Annotated in this window: 9 protein-coding genes, 1 tRNA gene and 2 rRNA genes (1 of these 12 only partly in view); 7 read left to right on the forward strand and 5 right to left on the reverse strand. The window is 67.6% G+C overall.

Annotated features, from left to right (window positions below):
- From VFL28_10040 to VFL28_10050, 3 genes are all read left to right on the forward strand, one after another.
- A partial coding sequence (locus tag VFL28_10040) for a GAF domain-containing protein (GenBank protein ID HET7265002.1) occupies positions 1-3,767 on the forward strand: 3,767 nt, incomplete at its 5' end.
- Between the two features lie 11 nt (positions 3,768-3,778).
- Entirely contained in the window at positions 3,779-4,789 is a 1,011-nt protein-coding gene (locus VFL28_10045) for a sensor domain-containing diguanylate cyclase (GenBank protein HET7265003.1), read from the forward strand.
- A 43-nt stretch (positions 4,790-4,832) separates the two neighbouring features.
- The gene (locus VFL28_10050; GenBank protein ID HET7265004.1) at positions 4,833-5,327 is read left to right on the forward strand and encodes a hypothetical protein; all 495 of its coding nucleotides are present in this window, start codon (positions 4,833-4,835) and stop codon (positions 5,325-5,327) included.
- Between the two features lie 111 nt (positions 5,328-5,438).
- Here the strand turns inward: VFL28_10050 and VFL28_10055 are convergent.
- Positions 5,439-5,515, reverse strand: a tRNA-Met gene (locus tag VFL28_10055).
- Between the two features lie 102 nt (positions 5,516-5,617).
- Here VFL28_10055 and VFL28_10060 point away from each other — a divergent pair.
- From VFL28_10060 to ligD (VFL28_10075), 4 genes are all read left to right on the forward strand, one after another.
- A complete protein-coding gene (locus tag VFL28_10060; protein HET7265005.1) occupies positions 5,618-6,985 on the forward strand; it encodes a dipeptidase in 1,368 nt (455 codons plus the stop codon).
- Positions 6,986-7,195: 210 nt separating this feature from the next.
- Positions 7,196-7,789, forward strand: a complete 594-nt coding sequence (locus VFL28_10065) for a DNA polymerase ligase N-terminal domain-containing protein (GenBank protein ID HET7265006.1) — start codon at positions 7,196-7,198, stop codon at positions 7,787-7,789.
- Positions 7,790-7,872: 83 nt separating this feature from the next.
- Positions 7,873-8,766, forward strand: coding sequence for a non-homologous end-joining DNA ligase (gene ligD, locus VFL28_10070; GenBank protein HET7265007.1), 894 nt, complete (start codon positions 7,873-7,875; stop codon positions 8,764-8,766).
- On the forward strand, positions 8,763-9,710 hold the full coding sequence (gene ligD, locus VFL28_10075) for a non-homologous end-joining DNA ligase (GenBank protein HET7265008.1): 948 nt from the start codon (positions 8,763-8,765) through the stop codon (positions 9,708-9,710). Before ligD (VFL28_10070) ends, ligD (VFL28_10075) begins: the two co-directional genes overlap by 4 nt.
- A 16-nt stretch (positions 9,711-9,726) precedes the next feature.
- Here the strand turns inward: ligD (VFL28_10075) and VFL28_10080 are convergent, their stop codons facing one another.
- The 4 genes from VFL28_10080 to VFL28_10095 all read right to left on the reverse strand — a co-directional run.
- The gene (locus VFL28_10080; protein ID HET7265009.1) at positions 9,727-11,376 is read right to left on the reverse strand and encodes a gamma-glutamyltransferase family protein; all 1,650 of its coding nucleotides are present in this window, start codon (positions 11,374-11,376) and stop codon (positions 9,727-9,729) included.
- 265 nt (positions 11,377-11,641) lie between these two features.
- Entirely contained in the window at positions 11,642-11,860 is a 219-nt protein-coding gene (gene rpoZ, locus VFL28_10085) for a DNA-directed RNA polymerase subunit omega (GenBank protein HET7265010.1), read from the reverse strand.
- A 136-nt stretch (positions 11,861-11,996) separates the two neighbouring features.
- Positions 11,997-12,113 (reverse strand): 5S ribosomal RNA (gene rrf, locus VFL28_10090).
- Positions 12,114-12,307: 194 nt separating this feature from the next.
- Positions 12,308-15,000, reverse strand: a 23S ribosomal RNA gene (locus tag VFL28_10095); it runs 1,636 nt beyond the window's last position.

Consider the following 15,000-nt stretch of genomic DNA (forward strand, 5'->3'; position numbering starts at 1 on the left):
CATCCGGGGGACGGGATCTGCCCGTTTCGGCGCGGGGCGAATACTTCCCAGTCTACTTCGTCGAGCCCGGCCGCGCCGGCGCGTCGACCCTCGGCCTCGACCTCGCCTCGGACCCGGATCAGCGGGCGGCGCTCGCACAGGCTCGCGATACGGGCATGCCGGTGGTGGTGCCGCAGCCGTCCGCGGTCCGGGGCGCTGCCCGGACGTCCGAGATCCTCATGTTCCTCCCGGTCTATGCGCGTGGATCGGCCGCGTCGACCGTGGACCTTCGCCGGGCGAACCTTATCGGATACGCCGCGATGGTTGCGCACATGGACGATCTCGCCCACGTGGCGCTCTCCGCGTCGCTGCTGCACGGAATCGACTTCCGGGTGTACGACGATACCGGTCTCGGACACGACCTGCTCTGGAGTTCGACCGGCGCGGGCGCGTCCGCGGGGGCCGCCTCGTGGCGCTCCGTCATCGCTATCGGAGGCCATCGGTGGAGCATCCTGGGCTCTCCGCGATCCGACTACCTCGGCCCGCGGCAGTCCTGGCAGTTGTGGGCCATGCTGGCGTCGGCCCTGGCGTTCACCGGCCTCCTGGCGGCGTTGCTCCTGCTCGTCACGGGGCGGACGCTTCGGAGCGAGGCGCTCGCACTCGAGAACTCGGCGCTCTACAAGCGGTACCGGGGCCTGTTCGAGGAAGTCCCGGTCGGACTCTACCGCGCGGCGGAAGATGGAAAGATTCTCGACGTCAACCCGGCGTTTCTGCGCATCCTCGACTACCCGAGCCGCGATGCGTTGGACGCGGCCAACGCGGCGAGCCTCTATCTCGACCCGCAGCTCTGGGAGCACTGGCGGACTCAGCTCGAGCACGACGCGACCGTGACGGACTTTGAGAGCCAACTGAAGCGGTCCGATGGATCGCTGGTCTGGGTCCAGGCGAGCATCAGCGCGACGCGCGACGCGGCCGGTCACATCGCGTACTACGAGGGCGCGATCGTCGATATTACGGAGCGCAAGCAGGCGCAGGCGCATGTCGAGGCGCTCAACGAAATCGTCGCCGCCGCGGCGGGGGCCGCCGATCTGCCGACGTTCCTGAACACCCTGCTCAACCGTACCCTGGCCGCGCTCGAGGGGGACGCCGGCGGCGTCTGGCTGGGGGCCGGCAGTTTCGTGAACCGCAACATGCCGCGCGGACTGGGCATGGAGACGGTGATATCGACCGCGCAGGCCGCGGGGCTCGAGCTGAACCGCGTCGAGGCCGTGGAGAACTTGGAAGCCGCCGCGGGACCGCTGGCCGAGAGCCTCGGGCCGGTGGTCGGCCGCGCCGGGGTTCGCGGGTTGATCGTGGGGCCCCTGCTCGTCGACGGCCGGCAGATCGGCGGCCTTCTGATCATGACCGCACGCCCGCGGCGCTGGCGCGCGCCGGAGCTCCGGCTCGTCGAGTCGGTCGGCCATCAGGTCGGCACCGTCGCGGAACGGCTGCAGCTGCTTGACGAGGTGCGGGCGCACGCCAGCGACATGGAAGCCCTGCACAGCCTGGGCGCGGCGCTGCGGCGGATCACCCGCCTCAGTGAACTCTACGCGCTCATTACGGAGCGCACGATGGCGCTCCTCCGCGGCGATTACGCGGAACTCACGCTCCTCGAACCGGACGGCCGCACGTTCCAGCGGGTATGCGTTCGCGTCGGCCGGGGAGTGCCGATAGGGACAACCACGCCGATCGGCGACGGCATTGTCGGCGCCGCGATCGAGCGGGCCAACGCCTCGATCATCCCCGACCTGGCCGTGGCCGCTCCCGCGGCGGCGGGCTCCGCACCGAACGGCGCCACGATGGGGCCGTGCGTCACGGTTCCGTTGCGGGAAGGCGAGCGCGTGATCGGCGCGCTGGCCATCGCACGCCGCCGCGCGATCGGGACCGGGCCGTTCGCGGCAAGGGACGCGGACCTGGCCACCGCGCTCGCGGAGCTCGCGAGCCACGCGATCGACCGTACGCAGCTCTCGCAGCAGGTCGCGCAGGAACTGGCCAACGTCCGCGGCCTCTACGAGGGCGCCCAGCGCATGACCGAGACACTGGATCTGAAGAGCCTCGCCGATGAAGCGGCGCGGCGGTGCGTCGAGGTGTTCGGCGCCACGGTCGCCTGGATCGCGAACCTGGACGAAACCGGCCGGCCGGTGCGTCTGGCCCACTACGCGGGCGGGGCCCACCTCGATTCCCTCATCGACGATTGGGCCGGCTCCGCGGGCGGAGAGGCGATTCGCGCGCCGCTCGCGGCCGGCAAGTCCGTTGTGCAGAATCTCGGCGCAGGCGCCGCCGCGGCGATTCCCGAGAAACTCGCCGCCGAGCTGGGTCTGCGGGCGGCGGGTATCTTTCCGTTGATCGGACGCACCAACACGGTCGGGGCCCTCATCGTCTACTCGAACCGCACCGCGTTCTTTGCCGAGGACCGCGTGGAGTTCTTGCAGGCATACGCCCACCAGCTGGCCGGCGCCCTCGAGAACGCCCGCCTGTACGACGATGCGACGCGCCGCTCGGCCCGGCTTCAGGCGCTGCACGAGATCGATCAGGTCATCACGGGCAGTTCCGACCTCGGCGCGAGCCTCAGCGTCGTGCTGACCAAGACCCTAGCCCAGCTGCACGCCGACGCGGCCACCGTCCTGCTGTTCGACCCTCACCAGCAGGTCCTGGAATATACCGCCGGGCAGGGTTTTGTGACGAACGCGTCCCGGCACGTGCGCCTCAAGCTCGGAGAGGGACTGGCCGGCCAGGCTGCCCTCGAGCGTCGGTGTGTCGGCGTGCCGGATCTCGCCGCGGCGCCGGATGCCCTGCAGCTGATCAGCGCACCGTACCGGCACATCGAGCGGTTCAAAGCCGCCTACGCCGTCCCGTTGATCGCAAAGGGGCAGCTGCTCGGCGTTCTGTGTGTTCTCTACCGGCGCACCATGACGCCCAACGACGAGGGACTCGAGTTTCTCGACATGCTCGCGCGCCAGACGGCGATCGCGATCAGCGACGCCCGTCAGTTCTGGGCGGTGCAGCGGTCTCGCGACGACCTCATGCTGGCGTACGACACCACCCTCGAGGGATGGGCCCGCGCCCTCGAGCTGCGGGACAAGGAAACCGAAGGACACACGCAGCGCGTCGGTGAGATGACGGTGCGGCTGGCGAAACAGCTCGACATCCCGGAGACCGATCTCGTGCACCTGCGGCGAGGCGCGCTCCTGCACGACATCGGCAAGATCGCGATATCGGATACGATTCTCCTCAAGCCCGGTCCGCTGACGACCGACGAGAGGACGGCGATGGAGCTTCACCCCGTGCACGCGTACCATCTGTTGTCGCCGATTTCGTACCTGCGTCCGGCCCTGGACATTCCGTACTGCCACCACGAGAAATACGACGGGACCGGCTACCCTCGGGGTCTGCAGGGCGACCGAATCCCGCTGACCGCGCGAATCTTCGCCATCGTAGATGTCTGGGACGCGCTCACGCAGGACCGGCCCTACCGCCGTGCGTGGTCCGTCGAGCGCGCCCGTGAGTACGTTCGCGCGGAAATGGGGCGCCACTTCGACCCCGAGGTCGGCGAAGCGTTTCTTCGGATGCTGGAGCAAGAACTGGCGGAGCGCGGCGACGCGCTGCGCCCGCACGCCGCGGGCCCGCTCGCCGCGTCTCGTGACGGCCATTCCAACGGGTCCCTCGAGTCGGCGCTGTCTTTGGTTGCCGCGAGCACCAAGAGCGGCGACCTGCTGCACGCGGACGGAATGGGGGGTCGGGGCCAATGATACATCCGACCATGGCGCCTAAGCCGGCGGCGTTTCTCGCACGTCTGGCGGGCGACCTCACGGCGCTCCTCTGCCTCCCGGACCTCGCCCAGCGCGCCCTCGAAGCGCTCGACGCCGAGGTCGGCTTCGATTCCTGTCTGATCGGCGTGCTCGACGGGCAGAACCCGGACGTGTTGACCTTCGTCGGGGCCTCGGGCCACGGGCGAAGTTTTCGAGGACGGAAAGTCCCGAGGGTGGCGGGCCTCCCGTGGGCCGTCCTGGAAAGCGGCCGGCCCTTGTGCGTGCCGGATCTGCATGCCGAGCCCGAAGTCCTCGACTGGGCCGATGGCGTCCGTTCCGCAATCTACGCGCCGCTGGCCGTGCAGGGGCGCGCCATCGGCGTCCTGAGCGCCTTCCGCTGCGACGCCGGCGCGTTCGCTGCCGCCGAGCTCGAGTACCTCACCACGGTGGCCGGGTACCTGGCGGGCGCCTGTGAGGTGGCCCGGCTGTGCGAGCATCATCGCACCTCGGCGGCCACCGACCCGCTCACCGGTCTGAAGAACCGGCGGGCGTTCCTGGACGAGACGGCCACCGAGTTAGATGTCAGCCGCCGCACCGGCCGGCCGCTGGCCATGGCCATGCTGGACCTCGACGGATTCAAGGCCGTCAACGACGCGCTCGGTCATGCGGCGGGCGACGTGGTCCTCGTCCGGGTGGCCGAGGCGCTCAGACGGTGCACCCGCAGCGACGACATGGTGGTCCGTTGGGGCGGCGATGAGTTCGTCCTGCTGCTCCGCGACACCACCGCGTCGCAGGCCCATCAACTGATGGAGCGAATGCCGGACATCTCGGTGCCCGTGCGTGACGACTCCGAGAACACCCGGCTCGCGGTGTCGTGGGGCATCGCCTCCTGCCCGGCCGACGGCGACTCGCAGGAGATCCTGATGCACGTTGCCGACGCACGGCTGTTCGACATGAAGAGACACAAGCGAGTGGCCCGCGCGTCCGCCGCGACCGCATGGGCCGGCATCGCCTTAGCCTGAGGTCGTCGGCACCCGAAACGTGGGCCGCACCGGCTTGATACGAATGCGCACGCTCCTGGCGCTGGTGCTCATCAACGCTGTTGTGCCTCTGTGTGCGTACGCCCAGGACCAGGTCGTGGCCGTATCGGCCGGGCCCGAGGGCACTGCCCAACTGACCCTCCGCGACGGGAGCACGATCACGATTTCGAAGGAGCGCGGGCAGGTCGGCATCAGCGATGCGCGAATCGCCCCCGACGGGACCGTGGGTTGGCTGGCGGACTTTCATGTGGAGACGGTAAGTTACCCTGTTGCCGGCACCCTGATTGTCTGGCGGACGGGCAAGATTATCCGACGGTTCCCGACCGCCCAGGTCTTCTACAGTTGGACGTTCCATGCTCAGGGGAAACAGGTCGCCTACCATACCGGGCCCCTCCACGGCGAGCGGATGGCGCACTGCGAACTTCACGACGTCGCCAGCGGACGAACACTCGCAGTCTGGGATGGAGACCTGCGATTACGCGACAATCGCCCAGCGTGGACCGAAGGCTTGTCTCGTTGAGGCGACTGGAGCGTGCGCGGTGTGGTGTCGTCGGCAGTTCTGAATGGGAGATGGAACCCGTGGAGGGGGTCGCGTCCCGCGGCGCGGCACGGTCCGGTGCGGCGGAATTCTTGGTGGCGGCGGAGGGCTTCGAACCCCCGACTCCGCGGGTATGAACCGCGTGCTCTGACCAACTGAGCTACGCCGCCGCGCCTACGCAGGCATTATAACATAGGCCACAGGAGCGCTCCGGTCCCGCGCGGAAGCCGAAACGCGGCCGTCTCGTCCCTCGCAGAAGCCAGGAGGCCGCGATGCCCAGCCCGGTCGAGTTCGCCGACGTCCACCGTGCGCGTTTCGAGTCCGAACTCAACGATCTGCTCCGCATTCCCAGCATCAGCACGCTGCCGGAGCACCGCGACGATACCCGTCGCGCGGCGCACTGGCTCGCGGAGTACCTGCGCGCGATGGATCTGCCGGTGGTGGAGCTCATCGAGACCGCCGGGTATCCGCTCGTCTACGCGGAATGGATGGGTGCGCCGGGGCGCCCCACCCTCCTCGGCTACGGCCACTACGACGTACAGCCGGTCGATCCCGTCGATCTCTGGACGTCGCCGCCGTTCCAGCCGGCGGTGCGCGGCGGGCGGCTGTTCGCCCGCGGCGCCACCGACGACAAGGGCCAGGTCCTTACGCTCATCGGCGCGGCCAGGGCGTATCTGCAGACGGCCGGCCGGCTGCCGATCAACATCAAGCTGCTCATCGAAGGCGAGGAAGAATCCGGCGGCGCCGGCATCGAGGCGTACGTTCGCGAACACGCCGACCGCCTCGGGGCCGACGCGTGCCTCGTGCTGGATTCCGGCATGTTCGCACCGGGCATTCCCGCGATCACGCTTGGGCTTCGCGGCATCGTGGGCGCCGAGATCGAAGTGACCGGGCCCGCGCGGGATCTGCACTCGGGGAGCTATGGCGGCGTGGCGCCGAATCCGTTCCAGGCGCTTGCGGAGATCCTCACGGGCTTGAAGGACAAAGACGGCCGGATTCTCATTCCCGGTTTCTACGATCGGGTGGTGCCGCCGCCCGCCGAGGAAAAGTCGGGCTGGGAGCGCCTGCCGTTCGACGAGGCGGCGTTCCTCCGGAACGAGGTCGGCTCGCCCGCGCTGACCGGCGAGCCCGGCTACAGCGCCCTCGAGCGCATGTGGTCGCGGCCTACGCTCGAGATCCACGGCATGCCGGGCGGCTTCACGGGCGCCGGCTCCAAGACCGTCATTCCATCCCGCGCCTCGGCGAAGATCAGCATGCGCCTCGTCGCCGCCCAGCGCCCCGACGAAATCTCCGGCCTGTTCGCGTCGCACGTGCGCGCGATTGCGCCGAAGGGCGTGCGGGTGAACGTGCAGACCCGCCACGGCGCGCCGCCGGTCGTCATCTCCCCCCAGTCGCCGGCGATCGCCGCGGCGAAGCGCGCGCTCACCGAGGCGTTCGGTCGCGAAACCGTCTTCATCAGGACGGGCGGGTCGGTCCCGATCGTCTCGGAGTTCGCCGGCCGCCTCGGGCTGCCGGTCGTCGTCACCGGATGGGCGCTGCCCGACGCGAACGCCCACAGCCCCGACGAGAGCCTGGACCTCGAGCACTTCCACAAAGGCATCCGAGCGGTGATGAACTTCTTCGAGCATCTCGCCGGCTGAGGCCGCGGGCGGTACAATGTGGTGCGTTTCAGTGATGGTGTGGGCGAGGCGAGGCAAAAAATGAACACCGGCGAGGCCGCACGGGTTAAGCCGGGTTGGCTCCGAAGAGCTACCTCACTCTCACCCACGTGCCGCGCTCGCCGGCAAGCGAGACAATAGCACATGATGAATACGGGGACAATCCGGAACGATCGTTCTTGTGGACAAGCCGTGGATAATCGGCGCACGCGCGTGAATCTCTCGGAGTACCGGCGCAAACGTCACTTTGCGGCGACGCCGGAACCGTCCGGCGGCGCGGGTTCCGGGCGCGGCACGGGGCGCACGGCGGCGGCGCGCCTCCATTATGTTATCCACAAGCACCACGCACGTACGCTGCACTTCGACTTCCGTCTCGAGTGGAGGGGCGTGCTGCTCTCGTGGGCCGTTCCGAAGGGGCCGTCGGCCGTTCCCGGCACGCGACGCCTCGCCGTGCGGGTCGAAGATCACCCGTTGGAGTACCGGACGTTCGAAGGCCGGATCCCCGAAGGCGAGTACGGCGCCGGCACCGTCGTCGTCTGGGACGAGGGCTTCTGGACCCCCGACGATCCCAACGTCGCTGCGGCGCTGCGCCGCGGTGAGCTCCGATTCACGCTCGACGGCCGGCGGCTTCACGGCCAGTGGGTGCTCGTGCGCACGGGGCTCGGAGGCGGGCGCTCCGGTCAATCCTGGCTGCTCATCAAGCGCCGTGAGACGGCGGCGTCCGCCACCAATCCTCGGCCGGCGTCGCCGCGCCGGCGCGCGAAGGCTCCTTCGGCGCGGGCGTGACTCGCGCTGTGACCACGAGACGGCCGAGGCGGACTGGAAACCGCGCCGCCCGCTCCGATCGCATTCCATTCCGCGTCCGGCCGATGCTCGCGACGCTCGTGCGCGATCCATTCGACCGTCCGGGTTGGGTCTACGAGGAAAAGTACGACGGCTACCGGATTCTCGCGTACAAGGAGGGCAGCCGCGTCCGCCTCCTGTCGAGGAACGGCAACGACCGGACGGCCGCGTTCGACGATGTGGCGCAGGCGGTGCGAGGCCTGCCGGCGCGTACGCTGCTGCTCGACGGTGAGGTGATCGCTTTCGACCGGCACGGCGTCTCGCGTTTTCAGCTGCTTCAGCAGGGTCACGTCCGCCGGTCGTACGCCGTCTTCGACTGTCTCTATCAAGACGGCCGGGATTACCGCGGCGAGCCGCTGCCGGTCCGCCGCGCCGCGCTCGAAACCGTGGCGGGCGGGAAGGGAACTGTGTACCGCGCGCGCCGGATGGCCGCCAACGGGCTCGTGGCCTATCGGGATGCGAAGGCGCACGGGTTCGAAGGCGTCATCGCCAAGGACTCGAGCGCCCCGTATGTCGAGGGCCGGTCCAATAAGTGGCTCAAGGTCAAGGTACGGCAGGAAGACGAATTCGTCATCGGCGGGTACACGCCGCCGCGGGGCGCCCGGGAGAAATTCGGCGCGCTGCTGCTCGGCGCCCGCGACGGCAAGGGAGACCTGCTGTACGTCGGCAAAGTCGGCACCGGCTTTACGGCCCGCACCCTGGCCGACCTCCACAGAAAGTTCCAGCCGCTCGTCCGGCCCACGCCGCCCTTCGTGAACCCTCCACGCGACCGTGACGCGACCTACCTCGCACCCCGGCTCGTAGCGGAAATCGCCTACGAAGAGCTTACGGCGGATCGCAAACTTCGCCAACCCTCGTATCTCGGATTGCGCGACGACAAGAAGGCGCGCCAAGTCACGTTGCCGGAGCCCGTGCCGTGACCCGGAAGTCCGGAGGCCGCCGCGCGCCGCCTCCGGGCGGCCGCGGCGGCGCGCGCTCGGTGACGATCAGCCATCCCGACAAGGTGTTCTGGCCGGACGAGGACTACACGAAGGGCGCGCTCGCCGAGTATTATCGGGACATCTTCCCGCGCCTCCGGCCGTACGTCGAGGACCGGCTGCTGACCCTCGAGCGCTGTCCCGACGGCATGCGGGGACCGTGTTTCTATCAGCGCGAGGCGCCGAAAGACCTTCCCCCGAGCACGCCCGTCCAGCCGGTGCGCGACGGCACCGGAATCACGCACTATGTCGTGGGCGGAAGGGTCGAAACGCAGATGGCGCTGGTGAACCTCGGCTGCATCTCCGTGCACATGTGGCTCAGCCGCCGGCGGACGCCGCACAAGCCCGACTGGCTCTGTTTCGACATCGATCCGACGTCGGGCCAATTTTCGGACGCCGCCCGCGCGGCGCTGCTGATGAGACAACGGCTCGATGCGCTGGGGCTGAGATCGTTCCCGAAGACGTCCGGAAGCCGCGGGATGCACATCTTCATCCCGCTCCGGCCCGGGCCGGACAACGGCGCGGTGCTCGCGTTCGCCGAAGCGTTCTCGCGCATCGTCGCCGAGGCGCACCCAAAGGAGCTGACCGTGGCCGCCCGCGTGCGCGCGCGGCGCGGGCGGGTCTACCTCGATCCGTTTCGGAACGGATTCGCACAGACGGTCGTCGCGCCGTTCTCGGTGCGGCGGCGGCCGAAGGCCCCGATCTCGATGCCGCTGGATTGGTCCGAGGTCTCGCCGTCACTCGACCCCGCGGCGTTCAACCTCGGCAACTACGCGCGGCGGCTGGACGGGCCGGATCCGTGGAAGGACATGTTCACCCACAAACAGTCGCTCGCGGCGGTGATGCGCGCCGCGCGGCGCGGTTCGCGGAGCCGGGACCGGGCGTGAGCCCCGCGCGGCCGGGCTACGCTCCCACGGCCGCCGCGGGATGGTACGGGTCGGCGCCGCCCGTCAGCGCTCCCGTCGACGGGTCGCGGGCGACCGCGACCGGGCTCGCGAAGAATCGCGGCGCCATCGATTCCTCCACCGCCGCGACGCGATGACCCCGCCGCGCCAGGTCGTCGCGCACCGCCGCCGGGATGCGCGCGTCCACGACAACCTCCTCCATGCTCGCGTCGATGCGCGGCGCGTCGATCGCGCCCTGCGCGTCCATCCGAAAGTCCATGTGGTTCAGGATCAACTGCAGCACCGCGTCGATGATGCGCCGTCCTCCCGACGCGCCGACGGCGAACACCGGGCGGCCTTCGACGCCCACGACGGCCGGCGTCATGTTGGCCAGCGGCCGGCGGCCCGGCGCCGCGGAGTTCCGGTGGCCGGGCTCGGGGTTGAACCACATCATCCCGTTGTTGAGGAGCACGCCCGCGCCGGGGACGAGCACGCGCGACCCAAACCGGGACAGGAGCGTCTGTGTCAACGAGACCATCGTGCCGGACGCGTCGGCCGCGCAGAGATGCGTGGTGCTGGTAGGATCGGCGCCCGCCGCAGCCGGGGCGGCGGCGCGCCCGCCGATCGTCCCGCGGCGCGTCGAGATGTGGGCATCGCTCGTCACCACATCCCATCCGCCTTCGTCGGACAGGAGGCGCAGCCGGTCCTCGAATGCGGCGCGCGTCGCCTCGATCAGCAGGTGCAGATACGGCGCGGTGTTGTGGCCGAGCCGGCCGACCGACGATCCGGCGATGAGGCCCGCGATCTCGGCGAGGGTCGCACCTCCGCTGGGGCCGCCCGACAGCATCACGTCGTAGCCGAGCGCGCGCGACACCAGCGCCGGGGCGACCCGCGCCTCGTACCGTGCGAAGTCTTCGGTGTCGAGAACCCCGCCGCGGCTGCGGACCTCCCGGACGATGCGCTCGGCGACCGCGCCGCGGTAGAAGGCGTCGGGACCCTCGGCCGCGAGGGTTTCCAGCGTGCGCGCGAGATCGGGCTGCGTCAGCAGCTTCGGCCGCGGCGTCGCGGCCGGCACGATCGGCAGCCCGCCCGGCATGAACAGCGCCGAGGCGGCGTCGTACCTGCGGAGCGTGGCCGCGTCCTGCGCGACCTGCAGCGTCGTGGTCCACTCCACCGGGAACCCGTCGCGCGCAAGCGCGATCGCCGGCCGCAGCACGGTCGCGAGCGGCATCGTGCCGAACCGCGTGAGCGCCAGGGACAAGCCGGCCGGCACGCCGGGAACCGCGACGGACCGCGGACCGTGGATGTTGGCCTGGTCCCGGACCAGGCGCCAGCCGAACAACTCCGTATCATAGCCCTCTTCCAGCTCGAACATCTCGGCGTGGGCCGCCAGCGGCGCGCGCATGCCGAACTCCACGACCGAGGCCGCGCCCGCGGCGCCGGAGGACCCCGCCGGGCGCGCCACGACCATGTAGCCTCCGCCGCCGAGCCCGCTCATCCACGGCTCGATCACGCCGATCGCAAACGCGGTCGCGACCGCCGCGTCGACCGCGTTGCCGCCCCGAGTGAGCATCTCCACGCCGGCGCGCGCCGCCAGCGGGTGCTTCGCCGCGACGATGCCGCGGTGGCTTGTGACCAGCGCCTTCCGGAACTGCCAGCCGCTCTCCACGATGCTCCCTCCGCTACCTGCGCCGATTCCCGAGGTGGAACATGAACCTGAGCCCCGACCAGACATCATCGAGTGCCGCCACCTTCACGTCGACGAGCGCGTGCTGGACTCCGGCATCGGGTCTCTTACGGCCTGAGCCCCGGCCGGCCCTTCCGCCGTCGCCTAGACGGCGTACAAACGCAAACAGGGTTCGGGCCTCGTGCCCGAACCCTGTCGATCCAACCGGCCCCGCGCCGCTGCTTACACGGCGCAGCGCGACCCGCCGTTAGTCTTCCTTGATGTTCTCCGTCGGCTTTTCGGCGCGCACTTTGCCGGCGGCGATCTCCTCGAGCGCGACCGTGACGGGATTCGTGCTCGGAATATCGACCATGGGCAGCTGACCTTCCTTGAGCTGCCGCGCGCGCTTGGCGACGCTGATGACGAGCGCGTACTTGTTGTCGACCTTGTCCAAGAGCGTCTCCAGCGGGGGGCGGATCATCGACATACCCCTACCTCCGCGGCGATGCCGCGCAGCGATCGATTACTTGGCGACGTGCGCACCAGACTGATTGCGACCTCATGACGGAACCGTCGAAGGGATGCGGTGAGGGGAAGGATTGACCTTCCCCTCACCGACATAACCCCGGCAGCGACCTACTCTCCCACGCCGGTGCCGGCGCAGTACCATCGGCCCTGGAGGGCTTAACGACCGTGTTCGGAATGGGAACGGGTGTGGCCCCTCCGGCGACGCCACCGGGAACCTGACCGCGGACGGCCGCGCAGATGCGCCTGCCCTCCGCAATTTTCGTGCCGGCCCGTTCCGAGGCCGGCCGACACGAGATTTACGCCATGGCTCGTGCGTTCGGATCCCAGGCTTCTCAGTGCATTAGAAGCCCTTGCCTGCGACTCCGAGCCACGGTGCAAGCTCCATACAGCTACCCCTACAGTTCATACCTTCAAGCCCTCGACCGATTAGTACCGGTAGGCTCAAACCCTCACGGGCCTTACACCTCCGGCCTATCAACCAGGTAGTCCTCCTGGGGTCTTACTCGGTTACCCGATGAGAGGCCTCATCTTGGGGTGGGCTTCGCGCTTAGATGCTTTCAGCGCTTATCCCGTCCGCACATAGCTACCCGGCGCTTGCCCTTGGCAGGACAACCGGTACACCAGCGGTGCGTCCACTCCGGTCCTCTCGTACTAGGAGCAGCACCCCTCAAGCCTCTTACGCCCGCAGTGGATAGGGACCGACAGTATTGTTACTCCCTCCGCCGATTACTCGAAGAGGGGCAGGTCATTTCTGCCTGCCTCTCCTAGTCGCCTAGGAGCTCGGACTGTATCTTTACCTCACCTCGGTGAGGGTCCGGCGTACAGTCTCTGAGGGTTCCAGACCGGCGAGGATCTCGTCCAGCGAGGTCCTGCGCCTGATGCCGCCCTGGTTCATCTTGAAGGCGATCCGCAGAATTTCTCTCAACCCTTCCAGGTTGAGGTGCCTGCCGGCCTTCATCATCTCGACGATCAGGGCAAACCGTTCGAAGTCTGCCCGCTTGGTGGTCCGCAATCCGTATTTGCGGAAGAACGGCACCACCTTCGTCGCCAGGTCGTTGCGGTCTCGCACCACCAGCACGTAGGTCCGATCGTTGGAGTAGCGGTGATTCGGTTTAACGTATCCACATCCCAGCCTGACGCGGATCAGCTCGAGTACATGCTGATTGCCGTCGTTCTGCGAGACGTGAAACTCCGGAATCACTTGCCACTTCCACCGCGTGCTCGGGTTTCTCTGAACCGCGAGATGGAAGCTGCCTTCTCCGTCGACGAACCCCGCCACATAGTGGCCGAGTTGCTGGTCTGGCCTTCCCTGCTGATTGCCTGCACCCATCGCATTGTCACCGGTGAGTCTAGACATCACTATATCACAACCACCGGTAGCGTGGGATTCCCCAGGCTTTCCAGCATATAGCCGGATTTATAGACAGCAGCGGTCACTTACTGTCTCACGACGTTCTGAACCCAGCTCACGTACCGCTTTAATGGGCGAACAGCCCAACCCTTGGGAGCTACTACACCCCCAGGATGCGATGAGCCGACATCGAGGTGCCAAACCTCCCCGTCGATGTGGACTCTTGGGGGAGATCAGCCTGTTATCCCCGGGGTAGCTTTTATCCGTTAAGCCACGGCGCTTCCACTTGCCGCCGTAGGATCACTAGGCCCGACTTTCGTCCCTGCTCGGCTTGTTGGCCTCACAGTCAAGCCCCCTTATGCCCTTACACTCGCCGCACGGTTTCCAACCGTGCTGAGGGGACCTTGGGGCGCCTCCGTTACCGTTTAGGAGGCGACCGCCCCAGTCAAACTGCCCACCTGCCACTGTTCCGACAATCGATGAGATCGCCGGTTAGGACGTAATTCAATCAAGGGTGGTATTCCAAGGTTGGCTCCACCGAAGCTAGCGCCCCGGCTTCGCAGCCTCCCACCTATCCTCTACATGACAGAACCACATCCAATGACAGGATACAGTAAAGCTCCACGGGGTCTTTCCGTCCAGCTGCGGGTAGTGGGTGTCTTCACCCACACCACAACTTCGCCGAGTCCCTGGTCGAGACAGCGCTCAAGTCGTTACACCATTCGTGCAGGTCGGAACTTACCCGACAAGGAATTTCGCTCGGGCCTGTTACTTCGATCGCTTCCGCGATCTACTGACCTGGCGGATCGCCAGGCGGGCCATCATTTCTGATGACCTCCCTTAGTCGCCTAAGGGCCCGGACTGTATCTTCATCTCTAATCGCTTAGAGAGTCCGGCGTACAGTCTCTGAGGGTTCCAGACATTCGCGTCTGGCCTTCCCTGCTGATCGCCTGCACCCATCGCATTGTCACCAGCGATCACTGGTAGCGTGGGATTCTCAGGTTTTCCAGCATACAGCCGGATTGCGACCGGCGGTCACCCGCCGGCGAGGCTCGCGTGGAACCTTAGGACCGTTCATCTGTTGCGACCCGTCGTTCCGGGCGGCGGGATTGGTTACCCGCTCTGCGTGTCGCCACGCAGGTCGGACTGTATCATCTCCGCAATTTCCGGAGTCCGGCGTACAGTCTCTGAGGGTTCCAGACCTCTCGTCTGGCCTTCCCTGCTGATTACCTGCACCCAACACATTGTCACCGACAAATTGACCGCCGGTAGTGTGGGATACTCAGGCTTTCCAGCATATAGCCGGATTTTGGTATCGTAACTACAACGGTCCGGTTTATAGTTACGGCCGCCGTTCACCGGGGCTTCAGTTCAAGGCTTTGCCTTGCGGCTAACCTCTCCCTTTAACCTTCCGGCACTGGGCAGGTGTCAGCCCCTATACGTCGCCTTGCGGCTTAGCAGAGACATGTGTTTTTGTTAAACAGTCGCTTGAGCCGATTCCCTGCGACCTCTTCGGGCTTCCCCTGTACGGAGTCACCCTACCGAGGCACCCCTTGTTCCGAGGTTACGGGGCTAGATTGCCGAGTTCCTTGACCAGGGTTATCTCGCGCGCCTTGGCACGTTTGTGCCTGCCTACCTGTGTCGGTTTGCGGTACGGGCGCACCAGGATCTCACGTCGCGGCTTTTCTTGGCAGCGTGGGCTGAACCACTTCGCGGAAGTGTGACCTTCCGCTCGCGCTCGCGTCTCG

This window comes from bacterium (assembly GCA_035691305.1).
Taxonomy (GTDB): Bacteria; Sysuimicrobiota; Sysuimicrobiia; order Sysuimicrobiales; family Segetimicrobiaceae; genus DASSJF01.

Coding starts and splice junctions, on each gene's coding strand:
- VFL28_10045 (HET7265003.1), top strand. CDS start 3,779: ATGGCGCCTAAGCCGGCGGCGTTTCTCGCACGTCTGGCGGGCGACCTC.
- VFL28_10050 (HET7265004.1), top strand. CDS start 4,833: ATGCGCACGCTCCTGGCGCTGGTGCTCATCAACGCTGTTGTGCCTCTG.
- VFL28_10060 (HET7265005.1), top strand. CDS start 5,618: ATGCCCAGCCCGGTCGAGTTCGCCGACGTCCACCGTGCGCGTTTCGAG.
- ligD (HET7265007.1), top strand. CDS start 7,873: ATGCTCGCGACGCTCGTGCGCGATCCATTCGACCGTCCGGGTTGGGTC.
- rpoZ (HET7265010.1), bottom strand. CDS start 11,860: ATGTCGATGATCCGCCCCCCGCTGGAGACGCTCTTGGACAAGGTCGAC.